This is a genomic window from Candidatus Pantoea formicae, assembly GCF_011752625.1.
Classification (GTDB): domain Bacteria; phylum Pseudomonadota; class Gammaproteobacteria; order Enterobacterales; family Enterobacteriaceae; genus Pantoea; species Pantoea formicae.
In genome coordinates this window covers 53910-73867 of record NZ_VWXD01000015.1, presented here as the reverse complement: position 1 = coordinate 73867, position 19958 = coordinate 53910, and the positions used below count along the sequence as shown (strand labels likewise).

Sequence of the window (19958 nt, the reverse complement as noted above, 5' to 3'; positions counted from 1 at the left end):
ATGAAAAAGACCAAACTGATTGCGGGCGTGGCGGTGATCGCGACGGCCGTGGCAGCAGGCATGCTGTGGATGAATGGCGATACCTCAGCGGATGATGTTGCCAGCAACGATGTGTTAACCAGCCAACCGCCCACAGCGGCGGACAGTGCGGCGATCGCGCGTGGGCGCTATGTGGCTATCGCCAGTGACTGTACGGCCTGTCACACGATGCCGGAAAGCAAACTGCCGTTGGCCGGGGGCTACTCGATTAGCACACCCTTTGGCGGCATATACGCCAGCAACATCACGCCGGATAGCGAAACCGGTATCGGCAGTTGGACGGAGCGCGATTTCTTCCGCGCAGTACGTCACGGTAAGGGGAAAGAGGGGGAACACCTTTATCCTGCGATGCCTTACAACGCTTATGTGAAGTTGACCGATCAAGACATGCATGATCTGTGGATGTACCTGCGTTCAGTTAAGCCGATTCACTATCAGGTGCCGGAAACTAACCTCGGCTTCCCGTATAACATTCGTCTGGCGATGATGGGCTGGAACCTGCTGTTCTTTAAAAATGCTGGCTTCCAGGCCGATAGCACTCAAACCGCCGAATGGAACCGAGGTGCTTATCTGGTAGAGGGACCGGAGCACTGTGCCGCCTGCCATACGGCGAAAAACCTGATTGGCGGTGACAGCAGCGATTATCTGCAAGGCGGCAATCTCGGTGAATGGCATGCCCCTGATATCACTCCGAACCCGCACACCGGTATCGGAAGCTGGTCTGAGCAGCAGGTGGTGGATTACCTCAAGTTGGGTAGCAACCATGTGGCGGTGGCTTCCGGTCCAATGGCTGAGGCGGTGACCAACTCAACCCAGCATTTGACCGATGCCGATCTCAAGGCTATTGCCGTGTATCTGAAGCAGGTTCCGGCCTCGGCCACTACTTTGCCGCAGCCATTGGCGATGGACAATGCGCAAATGAAGATGGGCGAAAACGTCTACTCGGCGAACTGTACGGCCTGCCATAACAGTGACGGTAAAGGCATTCCAAACCTTGCGGCGAGCCTGGCAGGTAATCCTGGTCTGTTAGCGGATGACGCTTCATCTGTCATCACCACCGTGCTACAGGGTGGGCGCGGTGCCGTGACCCTGGGTAACCCGACTAGCGGTGCAATGCCGTCGTTCGCCTGGAAGCTTTCGGACGAGCAGGTTGCTGCGGCGGCGACCTACCTGCGTAACAGCTGGGGCAACGCGGCTAAACCGGTGAGTGCTGATGAAGTGGCCAAGGCGCGTGCACAATTGAAACTGCCAGCACAAATGGCGCCACACTGAGTTTCGGTGCCTTGAGCGAGGCTGTTATTCCGTAAGGAATAGCAGCCTTTTTTGTTGCTTTAAGCAGGAGAAGTGAAACAGCGGCGTGGGATGTTAAGGGGGCGTAAATGTCAGATTGACGATCCTGTTTTCGACTTTTGAAATTAAGTTAATCGTGCTTTCAATTAATTTAAAAGAAAGTGTACAAAATTGGTGTTCATGTACAAATATACGGGTTAATTCCTGACAGGTTATTTGTTCTGAAAGTAAAATTGATCATTAATATATAAGGGAAAAATTATTAATAAGCGAAGCGGCAAATGGCGCACGATTGATCAAGAAATGATCGATTTAGTCTCGTTTCTAATGGGAATAACTCTTCTGACGTCGTTCATTTCGCATTTAAGCGAAGCGGTAATAAACGTCAGAAGAGTGTTGTGGAGAAGGTTAGTGAAGCTAACCTTGTATTGTATTAAGAGAGAGGTTATTTACGGCGACTGATCTTTCCTCCTTTCCTACCCGCTTCAACAGCACGGCTCGGATCATTTTTGAAATTGCCGCTACTCACCTGACCACCCTTGCGGCCTGCTTCCGCGGCGCGCTCCTTATCCTCGGCGAAGTTCCCTGTGCCCCCACGACGTTGCGTCTTCTTCTCTTCCTCTTCAGGATGCTTGTTAGGGTCCGTCATGCGTTCTCCTCGTTCTATTTATACCAACATAAAGCAAAAATAAATGTAGCGATGTTTTTACCATAATCAAGCCAGGATTAATCTTAAGTTTTAATATTTTTGAATTTGTTTGTTTAAGTATAAGTCAATTCCATCGGTTGGCTTAGCTATCGAAGCATGAAAGATGATTGTTATCTCATTTCATTAGTCGAGTAAAGTCTATCGTTCCGATATATAAGCGAAGCGGTAACGAAGTGGCTATTAACCTGCTGGGCATTTCAGTGCTGCCAGGCTTGTGCAATGGTACTTACTTGCTAAGATTAATTAAGATTAATTCTCAGGCGTTAATTAACGCTTCGCTTATTTAAGATATTAGTTACGCCGCAAAGCTGCTTGCCCCATTAGCCTGCTAAGCATCGCTATTCCTTTCCTTAGGTTAGTACACTCAATGCTCGATGATGCTTCAAGTATGGAAGCGTTCATGCGCATGTGCAGCAGGAGACAGAGGTGGTTGATTGGCGACTTCAGCAACGTTCGCTCGTGACACTGGAGGGGGCAGAACAGCGTACAGAGAGTTAAATGTCGAATGTGACCTCCATTTGCATAACGGGCAACCGCTGGGCGGCCCTAAGCGTAACGGTTGAAATTATCATCGTCTGTTTATCAATCAATGCTAACAGCAATTACACAACCCGCAGCAAAAACTACTTTTCATTAGACGGACGTAAGGTGAAATGAAATCAATCCAGTTTAATAAATAAAGTCCATTGATCACTTGAGTGACTATTATTGCTAACAATTTAATTTAACTGATCAAAATGATATTTTAATGAACTTCGCACGAAGTGAATCGACTTATATAAATTAGTTATATTTAAGTAAAGTCTCTAATGTTGCCCTCCTCACTGACGATAACAGCAGGGATGCATCCGATTAACGGTCGGAGCCTCTTCTTTTCTTTGTTTTTAAATAACACCTGGCGTTTATGACTCACCTATAAAAATCATTGAGGTTTCTAAATGGACGTAGTTCAAGGATTTTCTCGCAATGTTAAATTGCGCACCAAACTTATCATTTCTTCCCTGATAAACATCGCCATGCTGCTGTTAGTCGCGGCACTGGGATTGAACTCATTATTCCTCGCGCAAACCGGCGTTAACGGCATGATGAAAGATGATTACCCCACGATTGCCTTGGGTAACCAACTAATCGATGAAATCAATACCACTATTCAGCAACAGGCGCTGCTGCTGAGCCCGATCAGCGCAGAAAGGCGTACCACCATCATGAATGGTCTGCAGGGCGCGACAGGTCAGATTACGGCGATTTACAGTAAACTGAACGCACTGGCCACAGATGACGATTCGAAGGCGTATTTGCAAAGCCTGACCGAGAAACGCAATGCCTATTTACAGGCACGCAATGAATTCTTGCAGGTGCTGAATAATGATTCGAGCAAAGCGCTGGACTACTATTTAACAACCCTTGCATCACGTCAGACGGAATATACCGGCGAAGTGCAGCGCTTTATTGCTTTGCAAGAGCAGCAGATGAACGGCTCTTACACTAATTTCATGGGTTCATACCACAACACAAAAATTTCCATGGTGATTATTTTTATCGTGGCTATTTTATTATCGGCTTTTATTGGTTGGGTCATTATCCGCTCGATCACTGTGCCATTGAAAAATGTGATTGCCTTCCTCGGCCGAGTAGCAGATGGGGATCTCAGCTCTGGCTTTTATGAAAAGCGTAAAGATGAGATGGGTCAGTTAATTAATGCTATTCAGCAAATGCAGGAAAAGATGTCGGATATTGTCAGTCATATTCGATTGAGTGCCGAACAGATCTCAGGGGGCGCGAGTGAAATTATGTCCGGCACTCATGACCTTGCTGCGCGTACTGAAGAGCAGGCGAGTTCGGTAGAACAGACGGCTGCATCAGTCGAAGAGTTTACCGCCACCATCAGCAACACCCGCAACAATACTCACTTTGCCGCCGGGCTGTCTGAAAAGGCGGAGAATGCCGTCGGGCAGAACGCCAGCATGATGAACAACGTCTCGAGCAAAATGGCCGAAATTCATGATTCTGCCAGCCAGATGGCTGACATCATCAACCTGATCGACTCGATTGCTTTCCAAACCAATATCCTGGCATTGAATGCTGCGGTAGAGGCAGCACGTGCAGGCGAACACGGTCGCGGATTTGCAGTAGTCGCCCAGGAAGTGCGTGCGCTGGCACAGAAAACCGCCACCTCATCGCATGAGATTCGCCATCTGATTGAGGAGTCTTCCACGCGCATTGTCGATGGCCGTGACATGGTGGCGGATGCCAACAAACTGATGGCGGAAATGATGAACAACGTGGTGAACATGAAGGAAGTGCTGTCACAGATCAACCAAGCCAGTACCGAGCAGGCCGATGGGATCAGTCAGATCAACACCGCTATCAGCCAAATCGACATCACGACACAGCAAAATGCCTCTCTGGTGGAGCAATCTTTGGCCGCTTCCGCCATGCTGAGCGAGCAAGCGGCAAATATGGTGAACAGCGTCAGCGTGTTTACCCTGCGTCAGAGCGCCTAGCAAGGAGTGACAGGCGGCCAGAAGGCCGCCATTACCGCAGATTCTCGTTATTTAAGACGGGCGCCTGATCAAGCAACCCTTGTAGCAATAGCTTGATGTTGGGCGCTTCTTGGCTGGTTTTGGGCCACACCAGATAATAACCATCGCCCGTCGCCACCGGCTGGTTAAATGGCAGCACCAGCAAGCCGTGGTTAATCGCCTCTTGGCTGAGCAGCAGGTCGCCAATGGAAACGCCGTGTCCACTGATCGCCGCCATCGTGCCCTGTTCCAGAGTATCGAACAGTTTGCCTTGCCACAGATTGATGACCGGTGCATCAGCTACCCCCTGTGACCACCTTAGCCAGTCGCGGCGATCGTGCGAAGGGTGAATTAATTCACAACTTGCTAGCTGCGTTTGTGCCTGTCGTTTCATTGCAGGGGCGCAAATCGGAATTAACCACTCTTGAAACAGCAAATGGCACTCGGTGTCTGCACCAAAATGACCGTCGCCTAACAAGATGGCGCAGTCAAAAGGTTCACGGGCAAAATCGACTTTGTCCGTATCCATCCAAACGCTGGTGATCTGCACTTCAGGCGTTGAGTTTTGCTCACGATATGTTTGGAGTACATCCAGCAACCAACGCATGGTCAGTGTCGAAGGGGCCTTGAGACGGAGCTGATGCCCCTGCTGTGTGAAGGCGGAGCAAGCTTGCTCTAAAGAGGCAAATCCAGCCTGTAATTGTGCCGCGAATACGCTACCCGCAGCGCTGATTTCGACCTTGGGCCCTTTACGGATAAACAGTTGGCAATCGAACCATTCTTCAAGGGTGCGGATGTGACGACTAATCGCGCCAGGGGTGACGTTGAGTGCAGCGGCGGCTTGGCTAAAAGACCCCAACTGCGCTGCACTGGCAAAAGCGCGAAGCGCATAAAGCGGAGGAAGCGTCATAAGGCAAACTCAAGGTTGAGTAAAAATCACATTCAACGGTATTTTAAAGCGTTTTTCAATCAGGAAACAAAAAGCAATACTGGCGACACTCTAAGACGTTTACAGGTCGTAGCCATGAACCTCTCACTGCTGCTGGCGTATATGCTAGCGATTTTATTGCTGTTAATGACGCCAGGCCCGGTGGTGGCGCTGGTCACGGGCACAGCCGCGCGTCACGGTTATCGCCGCGCTTTTGCCACCGTGGTGGGCACTAACGCGGCATCACTGGTGTTGATCGCGCTAGCTGCGCTGATGTTGACGGGACTGGTTTCGCTCAATCCTATGAGTTTGCAAATCGCTGGGTTGTTGGGTTCCCTGTTTATTGGCGTGATCGCATGGCGAGGGTTACGTGCTGCGACAAACGCAACCGCCCAGCGGCCAGCAACGCAGGGTGGATTGTTGAAAGGCTTTGTGGTGGGTATCTCTAATCCAAAAGATATTCTGTTCTTTGCCGCGCTGTTTCCGCAGTTTATCGCCATCACGCCCCATCTCCGCAGTAGCCTGATGACACTGGCGCTGGTGTGGATGGTCTTCGATTTTGTGGTGCTGGCGTTTTATATCATCACCGTAAAGCGCTGGCTGCCGGGTTCACAACAGCAGCGCCTGGAGCAAGTATCAATGATGATATTGTTGCTGATCGCGCTGGCAGGAGCGTTTTACAACCTGAGGCAGTTGCTGCCGATATAGCGGAACGGCTATAAGTCGATCACCAGATTGCGCGATTTACTGCGTGAGCAGCACAGCGCAATGTACTGTTCGGCAGCGGATTTCTCCGCGTCTGACTGCACGGTATCACGGTGATCGATCTCCCCTTCGGTGACCCGCGTCAGGCATGCGCCGCACATGCCCATCTCACATGACAGCGGTACATCCACGCCGTTTTCCAGTAACACGCGAGCAATGGTTTGATCGGCCGGGATGGTACATTGTTGACCGGTGCGCGCAATCGTCACGGTGAAGCCTGCCTCTGACTCTTCAACGGCCGGGGCGACAGGTTTGAATGCCTCGGTGTGAATATGGGCAGAGTCCCAGCCGCGCGCGTTGGCTTGCTGCTCGACATGGGTCATGAAGCCTTGCGGGCCGCACAGATAGAGATGGGTATCCACAGCACACTCCAGCAACTCGGCAGGTACATGGCTACGCGGGCTATGTCCTTCACTGCTGTACCATATTTCACAAAAGCCATGTGCAAAGGCTTTTGACAACTGCGGCAGAAAAGCTTCATCGCCACGCTGTTTTACATAGTAATGCAGGACAAAAGGCACACTCGCCGCCTCTAGCGCTTCCGCCATGGCATACAGCGGTGTAATGCCAATGCCGGCGGCCATCAGGATCACTTTGCCTGCCGGTTGCAGCGGAAACAGATTACGCGGTGCCGAAATCCCCACGATCTGGCCGGGACGCATGACGTCATGAACGTAACGTGAACCACCACGTGACTGTTTGTCGCGCGCGATGCAAATCTGATAGCGATTACGCTCGTTGCTATTTCCGGTCAGCGAGTACTGACGCACCAAGCCATCACGTAAATGGACATCAATATGCGCACCAGGCTGCCACGCTGGCAGCGGCTGACCATTCTCAGCCACCAGACTCACGCTGAGATTATGACGGCCCTGGCGATGTAAGCCGTCTACCACGACCTGCAATTCTGCTTTCATTTTCGCCTCCGCTATACCAGGAAGAATTCACCAAAGCCCATACGTTTCAGGCCACGGCGATAGGCAATGGAGCTGCGATCGGCAGGAATATGGGCTTCCAGTGCCAAATCTAACGGCAGACGTTCGGGCTTCTGTGTTTCCACCATCAGTCGATCCTCTTCAAACACCCGCAGATTGAAAGCGTGTACATCTTCTACTGGGACCTGTAGATCGAAGTTGCGGGCAATAGGTGCAAACATGCGCGTTTTGCGCGCTGAAACCGGAGAGGCAGCATTCATGATGACCAGCCGTGATTCACCGGGAAAGTGAATAGTCAGCGTGGCGGTAAAGGGCAGATGCATTTCAAAATGACGCAGCCATTCGAAACCTTCGGGCGCCTGCTGTGGGCTATCCGCGGCAAAATTGCTGACAGAGCTCCAGTAGTCCACGGCAAAACCGGTATCCGTTTCGATGGGGTTATAGGCCGGCACCACTTGGTTGTTCGGGTCGGCAAAAGTCTCGGTATGTACCCACGCGAAGTGCGCAACATCGAGAAAGCCCTCCACCTGACGCCCTGCAAAACCATCGACATCAAAACCGGGGCAGTTAATCTGCTGAAAACCGGCGTCGTCCCAATGCGGCATGGTTGGCAGGGGGGCAGGGTTTTCCGGGTCGGGTGCGATACACACCCAAATCAGGCCATAACGTTCTTCTACCTGATAACTGATCAAGTTCAGTTTGGCCGGGATCGGCTGGCCCGGACTGGAAGGGATACGATTGCAGCGGCCGTTTTCGCCAAAGCGCAAACCGTGATAAGGGCAGACCACCCCCTCTTCATCATGAAAACCCAACGTCAGTGGCACGCCTCGGTGCGGGCAGACATCTCGCGCCACCACCACGCTGCCATTGATGCGGTAAACCACTAACTGTTCGTCTAGCAGAACTGCTTTGCCCGGTGCCCCGGTGATATCACACGAACGTGCAACCGGGTGCCACTGGCGTGCCAGACGCAGCCAGTCATCAGGTTCGAAGGTACAGTGTGCAGGAGGTGTGGGTGTATTCATGGTGATGTTCCTGTCATTGGCTAACAAGGGCAACGGAAAGACTTCATTTTTGTCAGGACATTGTGAATAATTAGCCCTGTACAAATCCATCAGCAAGAATTCAATCCCGTGTTGCAAAAAACAGTACAGGTGATGCATGAGTCCATTTTCCCGCTTTTCCGTCTACTTTGCAGAAGTGGCTCGCAGCGGCAGCTTACGTAAAGCCGCCGAAAAACTGCACGTCTCCGCGTCCGCCATTAATCGGCAGATCCTGCAAGCGGAAGAGAGCTTTGGTACGCCGCTGTTCGAGCGTTTGCCAGATGGCTTGCGGATGACGACCGCCGGAGAGTTGTTGTACGACGATGTGATGCGCTGGCAGCGCGAGTTTCGCGTTACCCGCCAGCGTTTTGACGATATCCAGGGCCTGAAACGCGGCAACGTCAGCGCGGGCCTGGTGCAATCACTGACCAAGGGGCCAGTGGCCGATGCGATTGCGGATATTGCACGTGAACATCAGTGGCTGCGGCTGGAACTCACCGTCGACAACAGCCACGCCATCAGTCAGTTGATTCGACAGTCTGAGATTGATTTTGGCTTGATCCTCGATCCGGCGGGACAGAGTGGGCTGGATGTGTTGGCGTTTGCAGAGCTGGAGATGGGCATTGTCATGGCGCCCGATCATCCATTGAGCCAGTGCGATGCATTATCGCTCAGTCAATTGAGCCAGGAACGGCATATCATTCCTGGCGACTCGCTGGTGGTCCATGAACGGGTTAGTGCGCTATACCGCAAGCAGGGCATGGCGCCGGATAACATCATTGCCTGCAACGATATTCGACTGATACGCAGCTTGATTGCGCAGGGCACTGGGGTATGTGTGCTGAGTTTGTTGGACGTGATGACGGAAGTGCAGGAGCAGCAGCTGAGCTTTGTGCCGTTGAAACACAGCGTGATGCGTCCGCTGACCTTGGCACTCTGTACTGCGCCATCCCGACAGTTATCGCGGGCGGCGCAGAGGGTGATTCAGCGCATCACACAGGTTATCGATGCGATGGCACGTTAAGCGTCTGATGCCTGTTTCGGAAATTTATTGCGCAGTTTCTGCAGTTTTGCCGGGATATTCATCATACAGAAGGCGTTTTCCTGTCCTTCTTTCTCCCAGAAGTTCTGGTGATAATCTTCTGCCGCATACCATTCAGCCAGGGGTTCGAGGCGCGTAACCAGCGGTTTACCGAGTTCAGCGGCTGCTCGGACAATACCTTGTTCAGCGGCGAGGCGTTGCGCGTCAGAAGTCGGAAACAGGGCAGAACGATAGCGGGAACGCACCACGCCATCTTTGATGTTTTCTTGGGTGGCATCATGCGTGGCGAAGTGAATATCAAGCAGATCGTCGTAGCTCACGATAGCCGGGTCAAACTCGATTTTGACGGCTTCAGCGTGACCGGTGGTGTCGCTGTAGACTTCATCATAAGTGGGCGAGGGCAGATGACCGCCGATATAGCCGCTCTCTACGCTTAGCACGCCATCGATGGACTGGAAAATCGCTTCGGTACACCAAAAACAGCCGCCGGCAAAAATGGCTTGTTCACGCATGACTCTTAATCCCTGGAAATAAAAAAAGTAGCGCTACCTTACACGCTGGCAAAGGTGCACGCTACTGATGTGGCTTGAGGTTTCGCGTTTAATAGTCGCTAGATCGCAGCGTATTCACCGGTTCCTTCTGGCCATGGCGTCAACAAATCAAAGCCGGTTTCCGTCACCGCGATGGTGTGTTCCCACTGCGCCGACAGCGAGCGGTCTTTGGTGACCACCGTCCAGCCATCAGAGAGCACGCTGGTACCGGCTTTACCGGCGTTGATCATCGGTTCGATGGTGAAGATCATCCCGGCTTTCAGCGCGATTCCCGCGCCCGGTGTACCGTAGTGCAGAATCTGAGGCTCGTCGTGATAGACCTCACCGACGCCGTGACCACAATATTCACGCACCACTGAGAATCCGGCTTTCTCTGCCACCTGTTGAATCGCGGCACCAATATCGCCCAAAGTCGCACCGGGTTTGACGACTTTAATGCCCGCAACCATGGATTCATAGGTGATATCGACGAGACGTTTAGCGCGTACCGATGGCTCACCCACGTAGTACATGCGGCTGGTGTCACCGTACCAGCCATCTTTGATGATGCCGACGTCAATGTTGACGATATCGCCATTTTTTAGCTTCTTATCGCCAGGAATACCGTGACAGACCACGTGATTTACCGAAGTGCAGGTTGTACGGGTGTAGCCGTGATAGCCGATGTTGGCTGGCACCACTTTCAGCTCATTGACGATATAGTCATGGCAAATAGCGTCCAGTTCATCGGTAGTGACGCCGGGTTTGACGTAGGGTGTGATAATCTCCAGCACTTTAGCGGCGGCATGTCCGGCGGCACGTGCTAATTCGATCTCTTCTGCGGTATGTAATTTGATGCTCATTGCGCGATTCCCTGCGGTGTGAAAGTAGGCTGTTCGAGCAGCTGCGCTAAATCTGCTCCGCCGTCGCGTTCGACACGCATCAGCAGGCGCGTCAATTCATGATGACTGAGGTTGGGATAGAGTTCGGCAAGCATGCCGATCTTCATCCAGTGTTCTGCCTGGGCATTGATTGAACGGCTAAGCGCAGTGCTCGCTATGCGTAAATTCTCATGCATCAGGTCGGAGATTTTAACGATACCCATTGAATGGCCTATATACGAAACATATGTGTTTTGTATATAGGTTACGCTTTAAGAGACGCTATGCAAGAGGGAATCAGCCGATGAGCTATAATTTTTGCTGAGAATAAAGCGCAAGCCCACACTCTCATGAGGTAATGGAATGGACAATATGGAAAAAATCATCGGTGAAGCTGCCTATCAATTGTTGATCCGTAATGAAAAAATTACTGTCGCAAAACTCAATCAACAACTGCAATTGATGGCTGCAGATGCAGTGACATCGCAACGTAAATCAGAGATGCTGGCGGCACTCGATTGGTTGCAAAAGTATCGTCATCTATCAGCGGTGGATGAACGGGCTAACTCTCCCTTACGCAGTTTGATTCAGAAAGGCGATAGCATTGATTTGTCCAAATAGCGCGTGTTACCGCATCAACATTTGAGGTTTTTCTTTTCTGGAAGGGCAGCATCAGCACTTTCTTATAGGTTCCAGATTAATCTGTGTCGTCCTAAAGCAAATCCATCCGTTGAAAGCACTTTTTGCAAAAAAAATGCGTACTGAGATTTATTATATTTTTGTACAGATTTTTGGATACCTGTACAACTTAACGGGCAGCATGCCGGACCAACCTATTGGGGGTAATACATGCGTCAGAATGGATACACTCAGAATTCTTCAGAAGCGATTGCGCAGTACTTCAACAAAGCTACTCTGCCTTCCCAGCAGGAAACGTTGGGTCAGATCGTGGTTGAAATCCTTAGAGAAGGCCGTAATCTGAACCGCAAGTCACTGTGCACTAAACTGCTCCGTCGTTTGGAGCTTTCTAGCGGAGCTGAAGAAGAGCGCCATTATCATCAACTGATCGGTTTGCTGTTTGACCGCGAAAGTTGATCGGATTGACGAGCCATAGTTGTACAGCATTACTTGTTCTGATATTGCATTGCATTCGTACGACGCGTGGCTAACGAAGTAGCAACTTATCTATCGCGGAGAGAAGATGGCGCCACTGCTACGCCATACAGGAAGCAATCAGAGATATGTATGAACAGAAGTGATTACCAGCAAATTATCGATGAAATCATAGGCGAGGCCACATTGGCGCTGCTTCAGCAGGCTGGGCCAATCAACACGCGTGCGCTGCTTGAGCAAATCAGCAAGTTGGGTGAACAATCCGACGACCCTGACAGGCGTCGTTATGTTGCGCTAGCGATGAGTGAGGTCAGGGAGAGTCTGGCGGAGGGTAACCAAAAACAACGCAAATATAGTGGATTCACTGACGCAGAGAGTGCGCATCACCACTATAACAACCCTCACCAATCAGGCAGCAGGCAGAAGCATTAAGTATAAAGCGCACTAGACTGAGTTATCACTCATCCGGACATGTAATTGCACGAGGCTTTAACATGCAACATTCAGAAGATATTTATTCTGCCCTGCCTGACATTGAACTGGCTGAGTTTCTGAGAAATGCGGGTCCGGACCAGAGGGAGGAAGTCGCGGTGTTAGACATCGTGGTTCGTAACGTCTTAGCTGCGGAAGGAAATATTAGTAATAAGTCCATCATCATCAGTCTGATCAGAGCACTCGAATCTGTTAATGATGAGGAACAAGCCGCCGTTTTACGCAGAACCTTGGAAATCGTGGTTGGCTATACGCCCGACGACTAGCGTTAGCGAAGTGAATTTTATGGTTAGTGCATGAGTTCGGAAAGTAGGCGAATGAGGACTTCATAACGCTGTTTTATCTCCGGATTAATCTCATCCTCTTTAAGTCTCTGCAAAGCCTGAGATAATTCATGTAATTCAAAAGGGACTCCTTCGCGCATAAATCGCGTTACGGTCGAGCCTAATAGCGCGAGCATCTCTTGAGTCATTCGGTTGTCATAAATCACTAAACCTCCAGAATATGTATGCACATACAGTGTGCCATATTCTTTGTTCAAGAGATAGCTTTAGGTGCTTATTGTGAAGCAAAAGATATTTAACGCTGCGCTTATTTAGTGGTTTCTGAAGGCTATTTTACCGCGAGGTTGAAAGTCTGGGTTGTTAATAAGCCAAGCGTTAATTAACTCATATAATAAGGGTTATTTGCTGCAAGATTCTAACAGCCGACTGCAGAAACAGAGCCGATTTTGGCCCTGTTTCCTATAAAGCCCTCAGTCAGCGGAAGTGACGTCATCTTTGATGTATTGCCGCATTGCTTCATGCATCGCTCGGTTTCGCTCCACATCCAACCCGCGTTCTTCATACTCTTTTGCCATCTGAATAATCACTTCATCGTACTTTCCCTTGTAAGCAATATTGTTCAAGGCGACTTGTTTAATCATAAGCTCGCGCAGTACATCTGTTTCAATTTTGAGGCGAAGTACCGTTTCCTCAAGTTCCTTAATCCTATTTTCAGCAGACATGGAGGCACCCTTAACTTGACTATGGACGAATTGCATCGCGGTAAAACTATTCTGTAGAAATATCGCATTGAAATGTTCAGAACTCAAGACTAAGGAGAGGGTTAAAAATAAACACACCACTCTAACTTCCGTACCACTGATTTAATAAAGCAAAGCACATCCAGATGAGCGACAAATCTGGATTTCGCATATATTGAATGCTTCGTCAAATTATGAGTCTTTGTAAAACTTGATTTCAATAATGGACATGGAACCTGTATATGGTGAACATTTTTGCCCTGATTTTGACCGTTGCTGCGGTGCTAAGTGGTTTATGTTGGGGATGGAGAAGGCAAAAACGTTCAAGTCTGCTCTCTCACGCGCTTTTAGCCACGCAACCCGTTAAACCTTTACCCGCATGGGTGGATACGTTCGCATCTCTGTTTCCTCTGCTCGCGGTGGTGTTACTGGTTCGTTCTTTTGGCTGGGAACCGTTCCGTATTCCATCAGGTTCTATGATGCCCACCTTGTTGACGGGTGATTTGGTGTTAGCTGATAAATATTCCTATGGGCTCAAAAATCCTTTTAATCAGAAATTGCTGTTCGCGACCGGACATCCCCAGCGAGGGGATATCGCCATCTTCACCTTCCCACAGGATAAATCCCAACTGTATATCAAGCGAGTGATCGGTTTGCCTGGCGACCGAATCCAGTTTGATCCGGTAAATCAACAGCTGACGGTTATTCCTGCTTGCCAAGATACTGAACGCTGTGCGGCTTCGTTACCGATCAATTATAGCGCGCTTGTTCCCAGCAACTATGTCGAAAGCGCAGGGGCACCACCCCAGTTCTACTCAGTACCTTTGGGTGAAGCATCACCGGCAGGCACGCGTTTGCTGATGCGTACTGAGAATCTGGCGGGGGTGGCTCATCGGATCCTGCAAAACCCACACACGAGAATAAACAGCCGGCAATTTTTTCTTCAACCAGGTCAACCGCCAGCAGAGTGGGTCGTACCTGCTCAGTCGTATTTCATGATGGGTGACAATCGTAATAACAGCTATGACAGCCGTTACTGGGGATTTGTGCCAGAGCGCAATCTGGTGGGGAAGGCCGTTGCTGTTTGGCTCAGTGTTGAGAAACAAGAAGATCAGTGGCCAACAGGAATTAGACTTAATCGGATTGGCCTCATTCACTGAGATAGAGATGCCAGTCCCTGGCAAACGAAATCCTAAAGCGCTTTATTCAGACTTTGTTGGAGGACGGCGACTTATTTTGCCTCCTTTCCGACCCGCTTCAACGGCGCGTTCAGGATCGTTTCTGAAGTTGCCCCCACTGGCTTTGCCTCCCGCTCTGCCTGCTTCTTTTGCTCGTGCCGGATCGTTAGCAAAATTCCCTGCACCGCCTCTGTAGCTCTGTTGTTTCATAGGAAGACCTCATATCAATGTTCCGTTAGAGATAAGGACTAGCTAGTCACATCATAATTTTAGTGTGCCGTTGCCGCTGCGCCAGTCGCAGCCGGGCGATTTTAAGGCTGTAAGCTTTATCGTACAAAGACAGCATTGTTGTCCGATGTTAAATGGTCAGCGTTCGCGATTTAATTGCTTTTTAACTCTTCACCTAAAAAAATATGAACATTCTCAGCATTGATGCAGATAATTGGGTGGCGCAGGGACTCAGCGCCTTAATGACTTCTCAACATGATCAAGTATTAACCTGCGTATCAATCAATGATGCGAGACGCATTCTCACTTATCAACATGCAGATATTCTTGTCGTTGAACTTAAAACTGAAGAGGATAATATTGAAACAATCTATGAATTTTTACGGCTTACCCAGATTTTGTATCCTCAAATGCGTATCGTTATTTTCACTGAGATCACAGATGCAGCATTATTGAATTTTTTTGTGAACACACTGAGTTCGATAACCCTACTCAAAAAATCCAGTTCATTAGCGAGTATTAAACGGTTTTTTGCTTTACCTATGGAGTCTGTAGCTAAGACGCCAATGCGTAGTGCTGCTACCTCACTCTCACCTCAAGAATTCAAAATGTTGAAGTGGTTTTCTCAATATAGCAGTCAGCAAGAGATTGCATTTAAGCTTCGGCTGAATAATAAAACCATTAGCCATTACAAACGTTCAATTTACATAAAGCTCTATTGCAAAAATAATGTTCACTTTCATGACTGCCTAAAACGATATGGATTTAACTCTATGGATTAAGAAATCAGTAACAATGACATGTTGTTTTATTTTATCTAGAAGAATATGTCGGGAAATCCTTACGGATTAATCAGATGTAGAGGGCATCTGATTCTCTGATTACACCCTATCTTGAAGTTTAATCAATCCGGATTATCGCTTCTGCTATGCATTATGATGAGGGAAACCAGATGAACTGTTCATTCAGTGAAAAAATAGCCGTGATGTTGCTGGATGATCACCCCATGATTCGTCTTTCAATGGAAATGGTGATAAGCAAACAACAGGACATGCATGTTGTGGGTAACTTTAGTCGCAGTATCGATTTGTGGCACGGGCTTCAACAGCACGATGTGAATGTATTAGTGCTGGATTATATTTTAGATAATGATGAAGTTGATGGGTTGTCACTGATCAAACAGGTTCTCGCGCATTATCCAAAGATTCCCATTCTGGTTTATACCTCTATGGAAAGTTTATCCGTTATTCGCGTTGCGTTTCAGCGCGGCATTTGCGGCTATCTCTCCAAGCGTGAAGACCCCGACTGCTATTTGCAGGCGATTCGCACACTAAGCCGTGGGCAACGTTATATTCCACAACCTATTTACACAGAGCTCGCCAAAATACCTCTGCGCAAATGCGATGGTGCGGTATTAGATAGCCCTTTGGCTGTACAAGATAATATGGTGAAGCCGCGGTTGGATAATCTACTCTCACCTCGTGAGGCTGAAGTGATTCGCTACATCCTGGCTGGGATGAAAAATAGTGACATTGCAGAGAAATTAAAAAGAAGCAATAAGACAATAAGCGGGCATAAACAATCCGGTATGAGAAAATTGGGTATTCATTCCGAACTCGAACTGTTCAAGTATCATGACGACCTTTTTCTTTAACCGTTAAGAGGGCCATGACCGGGCGCATTGACTGGAAGGCTTCTCATTCAAAGCAATCAGTGATGGGCAAATTTTCTGCTGTTCAATACCACGCAAATTTTGACTCACTTCACGTTTTTATGCGTTTTTTTTGAAAACGCCTTGCCATTTTTTAAGGTGGCTGAGCAATATAATCTGCGTTTAGGATTGTTACTGTTCGGCAGGCAAAACCTGAGACGCGCCCTTTCTCAAGACAGAGGGCGTGTCTCAGGTTTTTTTTTGCGTGAAATTCGGGGCATTTTTCGGGAGAAGGGATGATGCAGTATCAGGAATTGGCAGATGAGATCGTTGCGGGCGTTGGCGGCAAAGAAAATATCCTTAGTGTGATGCACTGCGCAACACGCTTACGCTTCAAGCTAAGAGATAGCCAAAAAGCGCAGACCGCCGCGCTGAAAAACAATCCTGGCGTGATCATGGTGGTTGAGAGCGGCGGCCAGTATCAGGTTGTGATTGGCAATCAGGTTGCCGATGTTTATCAGGCACTCACCGCCCGTTATGCACTCGACCACGCAGATAAGGGGGAAGATGCCGCCCCACAAAACCTGTTCGCCCGCTTTATCGATCTGGTTTCTGGGATTTTCACCCCTTTTATTGGCGTGATGATCGCAACCGGCATCATTAAAGGTTTGCTGGCACTTGCCTTGGTACTGGGGGTGATGGAAGCCAGTAGTGGCAGTTATAAAGTGCTTTTTGTTGCCAGCGATGGCTTGTTCTATTTCTTGCCTATTCTGCTCGGCTACAGCGCCGGGAAAAAATTCGGCGGCAATCCTTTCGTCAGCATGGCCATCGCCGCTGCGCTGGTGCATCCACTGATACTCGACGCCTTACAACAGCAGCAGGCAGGCAAGACGCTGACCTTCGTCGGCATTCCGCTGGAGATCCTGAACTACAGCTCATCGGTGATCCCAATCATATTTGCCGCGTGGGTGTCCAGCCTGATTGAACGTGGGGTGCATCCACGTTCACCTGTTGCAGTGCGTAACTTTACTACGCCTCTGGTGTGCTTGCTGGTTACGGTACCGCTGACTTTCCTGGCAATTGGCCCGGCGGCAACTTGGCTTAGCCGTATGCTGGCCGAAGGCTATCTGTGGATTTATAGCCTCAGCCCCATGATTGCAGGCGCAGTGATGGGTGCGATCTGGCAAGTGTGCGTGATTTTCGGCCTGCACTGGGGATTAGTCCCCATCATGCTCAACAATCTCGCCAACTTTGGGCATGACACGCTGTTGCCATTGCTGATGCCTGCGGTATTGGGGCAGGCAGGTGCGACCCTGGGTGTTTTCCTGCGTACAAGAGAAGCCAAAGTGAAGGCGATGGCGGGTTCAGCCTTTACAGCCAGTATCTTTGGTATTACGGAACCGGCTGTTTATGGCATCACCTTACCGCGTCGGCGTCCGTTTATTTTTGGCTGTATCGGCGGTGCGTTGGGCGCGGCCATTCTCGGCTTTTGGCACACCACAATTTACTCGTTTGGCTTCCCCAGCGTATTCACCTTTATACAGGTAGTGCCCAGCACGGGTATTGATGCCAGCGTATTGGCTTCGTTTGCCGGTGCCGCCGTGGCGCTGCTGTTTGCCTGCGTCACGACCTATCTGTTTGGCCTGCAAGAGAGCGCCCCTGTCGCCGCAGTGGCAGAACCCGTAACTGCGCCAGTCTCGGCACCTTTGACGCGTCGTGAAAGCGTTGTCAGTCCGATCGCCGGTGAAGTGATCGGACTGAACCACGTGAAAGATGAAACCTTTGCCAGTGGCTTACTGGGTAAAGGGGCGGCCATCTTGCCGCAGAACGGACGCGTGGTGTCGCCGGTGGATGGCGTGGTGTCCTCAATGTTTAGAACCGGGCATGCCATCGGCTTAACGTCCAGTCAGGGAGCTGAAGTATTGATTCACGTTGGTCTGGACACGGTAAAACTCGAGGGACAGTACTTCCACCCGCAAGTGCAAAACGATCAGCCGGTGAAGATAGGCGATCTGTTACTGGAGTTCGATATTGAAGCCATCAAAGCCGCCGGATTCGACATCACCACGCCGGTGCTGGTGACTAACAGTGATGATTTTATTGATGTCCTAACTCTGAATAACAGCGTGGTGAGTGAAGGCTCACCGCTGCTGGCCGTACTGAAATAACCAAGGAGCAAGCAAATGACTACTCGTTTCCCAGAAGCATTTTTATGGGGTGGCGCTGTCGCTGCCAATCAGGTTGAAGGTGCCTGGCAGGAAGGTGGCAAAGGATTATCAACGTCGGATCTACAACCTAAAGGGATATTCGGCGCACGCGTGGAGCGTAGCGGTGCTGATTTTGGTATCAAAGATACGGCTATCGATTTCTATCATCGTTTCCCAGAGGACATCAAATTGTTCGCTGAGATGGGGTTCACCGTGTTACGTACATCCATCGCATGGACGCGTATCTTCCCGCAAGGGGACGAAGCCGAGCCTAATGAAGAAGGGCTGGCATTCTACGATCGCCTGTTTGACGAGATGGCTAAATACAACATTACGCCACTGGTGACTTTGTCACATTATGAGATGCCTTATGGACTGATCAAACAGTACGGTGGTTGGGGTAATCGCATCACCATTGATTGCTTTGAACGTTATGCGCGCACGGTGTTTACTCGTTTCCAGCATAAAGTGAAGCTGTGGCTGACGTTTAACGAGATCAATATGTCGCTGCACGCGCCGTTTACCGGCGTGGGGCTGCCGGAAGAGAGCGATCAACAAGCCATCTATCAGGCCATCCACCATCAGTTGGTAGCGAGCGGACGCGCGGTGAAAGCCTGCCACGAGATTGTGAAAGACGGTAAAATTGGCAACATGCTACTCGGCGCACTGCTTTATCCGCTGAGCTGCCGCCCGGCCGATGTGCTGGAAACGTTGCAGCAGAATCGTGAATGGTTGTTCTTTGGTGACGTGCAGGTGCGTGGCGCTTACCCGGCTTATATGAAGCGTTTCTTCGCCGACCGTGGAATTGCCATCAGCATCACCGATGAAGATAAACGCGACCTGCAAAACACCGTGGATTACATCTCCTTCAGTTATTACATGACCGGTTGTGTGACTACCAATGAAGAGGAGAATCAGAAAGCGCGCGGCAATATTTTATCGATGGTGCCTAACCCGCATCTTACCAGTTCAGAGTGGGGTTGGCAGATCGATCCTGAAGGGCTGCGTATTCTGCTTAACATCCTGTATGACCGCTACCAGAAGCCGCTGTTTATTGTTGAAAACGGGCTAGGGGCGAAGGACGTGGTGGAAGCGGATGGCAGTATCAATGACGATTACCGTATTCAATACCTGAATGACCATCTGGTACAGGTGCGTGAGGCGATTGAAGATGGTGTTGAGGTTATGGGTTACACCTGCTGGGGACCAATTGATTTGGTCAGCGCATCCAAAGCGGAATTCTCCAAGCGTTACGGCTTTATTCACGTGGATCGTGATGACGCGGGTAACGGGTCACTGGCGCGCTCGCGCAAGAAGAGTTTCTTCTGGTATCAGGATGTGATCCGTAGCCACGGCGAATCACTGAAATAATTTTGCGACC

Annotated in this window: 23 protein-coding genes; 13 read left to right on the top strand and 10 right to left on the bottom strand. The window is 49.9% G+C overall.

Annotated features, from left to right (window positions below; translation table 11 throughout):
* Positions 1–1311, top strand: coding sequence for a c-type cytochrome (locus tag F3J38_RS25015; RefSeq protein WP_167143460.1), 1311 nt, complete (start codon positions 1–3; stop codon positions 1309–1311).
* Between the two features lie 463 nt (positions 1312–1774).
* Here F3J38_RS25015 and F3J38_RS25010 read toward each other — a convergent pair whose 3' ends face one another.
* A complete protein-coding gene (locus F3J38_RS25010) occupies positions 1775–1978 on the bottom strand; it encodes a con-10 family general stress protein (protein WP_084936359.1) in 204 nt (67 codons plus the stop codon).
* Positions 1979–2976: 998 nt separating this feature from the next.
* Here F3J38_RS25010 and F3J38_RS25005 point away from each other — a divergent pair.
* A complete protein-coding gene (locus F3J38_RS25005) occupies positions 2977–4542 on the top strand; it encodes a methyl-accepting chemotaxis protein (protein ID WP_167143457.1) in 1566 nt (521 codons plus the stop codon).
* A gap of 31 nt (positions 4543–4573) precedes the next feature.
* Here the strand turns inward: F3J38_RS25005 and F3J38_RS25000 are convergent, their stop codons facing one another.
* On the bottom strand, positions 4574–5470 hold the full coding sequence (locus tag F3J38_RS25000; RefSeq protein WP_167143454.1) for a LysR substrate-binding domain-containing protein: 897 nt from the start codon (positions 5468–5470) through the stop codon (positions 4574–4576).
* 114 nt (positions 5471–5584) lie between these two features.
* Here F3J38_RS25000 and F3J38_RS24995 point away from each other — a divergent pair, with 114 nt between their 5' ends.
* Complete coding sequence (locus F3J38_RS24995; protein ID WP_167143451.1) at positions 5585–6196, top strand: LysE family translocator; 612 nt, start codon at positions 5585–5587, stop codon at positions 6194–6196.
* 8 nt (positions 6197–6204) lie between these two features.
* On the opposite strand, the gene F3J38_RS24990 is transcribed toward F3J38_RS24995, so the two are convergent.
* Together F3J38_RS24990 and hpxD are read right to left on the bottom strand one after the other, a co-directional pair.
* Complete coding sequence (locus F3J38_RS24990) at positions 6205–7170, bottom strand: PDR/VanB family oxidoreductase (RefSeq protein WP_205298404.1); 966 nt, start codon at positions 7168–7170, stop codon at positions 6205–6207.
* Between the two features lie 11 nt (positions 7171–7181).
* A complete protein-coding gene (gene hpxD, locus F3J38_RS24985) occupies positions 7182–8213 on the bottom strand; it encodes a molybdenum cofactor-independent xanthine hydroxylase subunit HpxD (RefSeq protein ID WP_205298403.1) in 1032 nt (343 codons plus the stop codon).
* A 136-nt stretch (positions 8214–8349) separates the two neighbouring features.
* Here hpxD and F3J38_RS24980 point away from each other — a divergent pair, with 136 nt between their 5' ends.
* Positions 8350–9255 carry a LysR family transcriptional regulator gene (locus tag F3J38_RS24980; RefSeq protein WP_167143448.1) on the top strand — a complete coding sequence of 302 codons (906 nt, stop codon included), beginning with the start codon at positions 8350–8352 and terminating at the stop codon, positions 9253–9255.
* Here the strand turns inward: F3J38_RS24980 and msrA are convergent.
* The 3 genes from msrA to F3J38_RS24965 all read right to left on the bottom strand — a co-directional run bounded on the left by msrA (position 9252) and on the right by F3J38_RS24965 (position 10908).
* Positions 9252–9785: a peptide-methionine (S)-S-oxide reductase MsrA gene (gene msrA / locus F3J38_RS24975; RefSeq protein WP_167143445.1), complete on the bottom strand. Its 534-nt coding sequence runs from the start codon at positions 9783–9785 to the stop codon at positions 9252–9254. The two genes, F3J38_RS24980 and msrA, sit on opposite strands and share 4 nt — an antisense overlap.
* Positions 9786–9883: 98 nt before the next feature.
* Complete coding sequence (gene map / locus F3J38_RS24970) at positions 9884–10666, bottom strand: type I methionyl aminopeptidase (protein WP_167143442.1); 783 nt, start codon at positions 10664–10666, stop codon at positions 9884–9886.
* Complete coding sequence (locus tag F3J38_RS24965; RefSeq protein WP_167143439.1) at positions 10663–10908, bottom strand: ParD-like family protein; 246 nt, start codon at positions 10906–10908, stop codon at positions 10663–10665. Before F3J38_RS24965 ends, map begins: the two co-directional genes overlap by 4 nt.
* A 139-nt stretch (positions 10909–11047) precedes the next feature.
* On the opposite strand from F3J38_RS24965, the gene F3J38_RS24960 reads away from it, so the two are divergent.
* The 4 genes from F3J38_RS24960 (at position 11048) to F3J38_RS24945 (ending at position 12555) form a co-directional block, all read left to right on the top strand.
* Complete coding sequence (locus F3J38_RS24960; RefSeq protein ID WP_167143436.1) at positions 11048–11305, top strand: hypothetical protein; 258 nt, start codon at positions 11048–11050, stop codon at positions 11303–11305.
* A gap of 228 nt (positions 11306–11533) precedes the next feature.
* Positions 11534–11779, top strand: coding sequence for a regulatory protein YcgZ (gene ycgZ / locus F3J38_RS24955; RefSeq protein WP_167143434.1), 246 nt, complete (start codon positions 11534–11536; stop codon positions 11777–11779).
* A gap of 150 nt (positions 11780–11929) precedes the next feature.
* Positions 11930–12229: a hypothetical protein gene (locus F3J38_RS24950; RefSeq protein ID WP_167143431.1), complete on the top strand. Its 300-nt coding sequence runs from the start codon at positions 11930–11932 to the stop codon at positions 12227–12229.
* A 62-nt stretch (positions 12230–12291) separates the two neighbouring features.
* Positions 12292–12555 (top strand): biofilm development regulator YmgB/AriR family protein, encoded by a 264-nt coding sequence (locus F3J38_RS24945; protein WP_167143428.1) that lies wholly within the window; start codon positions 12292–12294, stop codon positions 12553–12555.
* Between the two features lie 23 nt (positions 12556–12578).
* Here F3J38_RS24945 and F3J38_RS24940 read toward each other — a convergent pair whose 3' ends face one another.
* Both F3J38_RS24940 and F3J38_RS24935 read right to left on the bottom strand, forming a co-directional pair.
* Positions 12579–12779 carry a hypothetical protein gene (locus F3J38_RS24940; RefSeq protein ID WP_167143425.1) on the bottom strand — a complete coding sequence of 67 codons (201 nt, stop codon included), beginning with the start codon at positions 12777–12779 and terminating at the stop codon, positions 12579–12581.
* A 264-nt stretch (positions 12780–13043) separates the two neighbouring features.
* Positions 13044–13295, bottom strand: a complete 252-nt coding sequence (locus F3J38_RS24935) for a hypothetical protein (protein WP_167143422.1) — start codon at positions 13293–13295, stop codon at positions 13044–13046.
* A gap of 260 nt (positions 13296–13555) precedes the next feature.
* Here F3J38_RS24935 and lepB point away from each other — a divergent pair, with 260 nt between their 5' ends.
* The gene (gene lepB / locus F3J38_RS24930) at positions 13556–14473 is read left to right on the top strand and encodes a signal peptidase I (protein ID WP_167143419.1); all 918 of its coding nucleotides are present in this window, start codon (positions 13556–13558) and stop codon (positions 14471–14473) included.
* Positions 14474–14515: 42 nt separating this feature from the next.
* Here the strand turns inward: lepB and F3J38_RS24925 are convergent, their stop codons facing one another.
* Positions 14516–14701, bottom strand: a complete 186-nt coding sequence (locus tag F3J38_RS24925) for a con-10 family general stress protein (protein ID WP_084936342.1) — start codon at positions 14699–14701, stop codon at positions 14516–14518.
* Between the two features lie 203 nt (positions 14702–14904).
* Between F3J38_RS24925 and F3J38_RS24920 the strand changes: the two genes are divergently transcribed.
* The 4 genes from F3J38_RS24920 to F3J38_RS24905 all read left to right on the top strand — a co-directional run bounded on the left by F3J38_RS24920 (position 14905) and on the right by F3J38_RS24905 (position 19948).
* The gene (locus tag F3J38_RS24920) at positions 14905–15501 is read left to right on the top strand and encodes a LuxR C-terminal-related transcriptional regulator (protein WP_167143416.1); all 597 of its coding nucleotides are present in this window, start codon (positions 14905–14907) and stop codon (positions 15499–15501) included.
* A 170-nt stretch (positions 15502–15671) separates the two neighbouring features.
* Complete coding sequence (locus tag F3J38_RS24915; RefSeq protein ID WP_167143413.1) at positions 15672–16373, top strand: response regulator; 702 nt, start codon at positions 15672–15674, stop codon at positions 16371–16373.
* A gap of 296 nt (positions 16374–16669) precedes the next feature.
* Positions 16670–18538, top strand: a complete 1869-nt coding sequence (gene bglF, locus F3J38_RS24910; RefSeq protein WP_167143530.1) for a PTS beta-glucoside transporter subunit IIABC — start codon at positions 16670–16672, stop codon at positions 18536–18538.
* Positions 18539–18553: 15 nt separating this feature from the next.
* Positions 18554–19948 carry a glycoside hydrolase family 1 protein gene (locus F3J38_RS24905; RefSeq protein ID WP_167143410.1) on the top strand — a complete coding sequence of 465 codons (1395 nt, stop codon included), beginning with the start codon at positions 18554–18556 and terminating at the stop codon, positions 19946–19948.
* Positions 19949–19958 lie beyond the last annotated feature (10 nt).

Coding starts and splice junctions, on each gene's coding strand:
- F3J38_RS25015 (WP_167143460.1), top strand. CDS start 1: ATGAAAAAGACCAAACTGATTGCGGGCGTGGCGGTGATCGCGACGGCC.
- F3J38_RS25010 (WP_084936359.1), bottom strand. CDS start 1,978: ATGACGGACCCTAACAAGCATCCTGAAGAGGAAGAGAAGAAGACGCAA.
- F3J38_RS25005 (WP_167143457.1), top strand. CDS start 2,977: ATGGACGTAGTTCAAGGATTTTCTCGCAATGTTAAATTGCGCACCAAA.
- F3J38_RS25000 (WP_167143454.1), bottom strand. CDS start 5,470: ATGACGCTTCCTCCGCTTTATGCGCTTCGCGCTTTTGCCAGTGCAGCG.
- F3J38_RS24995 (WP_167143451.1), top strand. CDS start 5,585: ATGAACCTCTCACTGCTGCTGGCGTATATGCTAGCGATTTTATTGCTG.
- F3J38_RS24990 (WP_205298404.1), bottom strand. CDS start 7,170: ATGAAAGCAGAATTGCAGGTCGTGGTAGACGGCTTACATCGCCAGGGC.
- hpxD (WP_205298403.1), bottom strand. CDS start 8,213: ATGAATACACCCACACCTCCTGCACACTGTACCTTCGAACCTGATGAC.
- F3J38_RS24980 (WP_167143448.1), top strand. CDS start 8,350: ATGAGTCCATTTTCCCGCTTTTCCGTCTACTTTGCAGAAGTGGCTCGC.
- msrA (WP_167143445.1), bottom strand. CDS start 9,785: ATGCGTGAACAAGCCATTTTTGCCGGCGGCTGTTTTTGGTGTACCGAA.
- map (WP_167143442.1), bottom strand. CDS start 10,666: ATGAGCATCAAATTACATACCGCAGAAGAGATCGAATTAGCACGTGCC.
- F3J38_RS24965 (WP_167143439.1), bottom strand. CDS start 10,908: ATGGGTATCGTTAAAATCTCCGACCTGATGCATGAGAATTTACGCATA.
- F3J38_RS24960 (WP_167143436.1), top strand. CDS start 11,048: ATGGACAATATGGAAAAAATCATCGGTGAAGCTGCCTATCAATTGTTG.
- ycgZ (WP_167143434.1), top strand. CDS start 11,534: ATGCGTCAGAATGGATACACTCAGAATTCTTCAGAAGCGATTGCGCAG.
- F3J38_RS24950 (WP_167143431.1), top strand. CDS start 11,930: ATGAACAGAAGTGATTACCAGCAAATTATCGATGAAATCATAGGCGAG.
- F3J38_RS24945 (WP_167143428.1), top strand. CDS start 12,292: ATGCAACATTCAGAAGATATTTATTCTGCCCTGCCTGACATTGAACTG.
- F3J38_RS24935 (WP_167143422.1), bottom strand. CDS start 13,295: ATGTCTGCTGAAAATAGGATTAAGGAACTTGAGGAAACGGTACTTCGC.
- lepB (WP_167143419.1), top strand. CDS start 13,556: ATGGTGAACATTTTTGCCCTGATTTTGACCGTTGCTGCGGTGCTAAGT.
- F3J38_RS24925 (WP_084936342.1), bottom strand. CDS start 14,701: ATGAAACAACAGAGCTACAGAGGCGGTGCAGGGAATTTTGCTAACGAT.
- F3J38_RS24920 (WP_167143416.1), top strand. CDS start 14,905: ATGAACATTCTCAGCATTGATGCAGATAATTGGGTGGCGCAGGGACTC.
- F3J38_RS24915 (WP_167143413.1), top strand. CDS start 15,672: ATGAACTGTTCATTCAGTGAAAAAATAGCCGTGATGTTGCTGGATGAT.
- bglF (WP_167143530.1), top strand. CDS start 16,670: ATGCAGTATCAGGAATTGGCAGATGAGATCGTTGCGGGCGTTGGCGGC.
- F3J38_RS24905 (WP_167143410.1), top strand. CDS start 18,554: ATGACTACTCGTTTCCCAGAAGCATTTTTATGGGGTGGCGCTGTCGCT.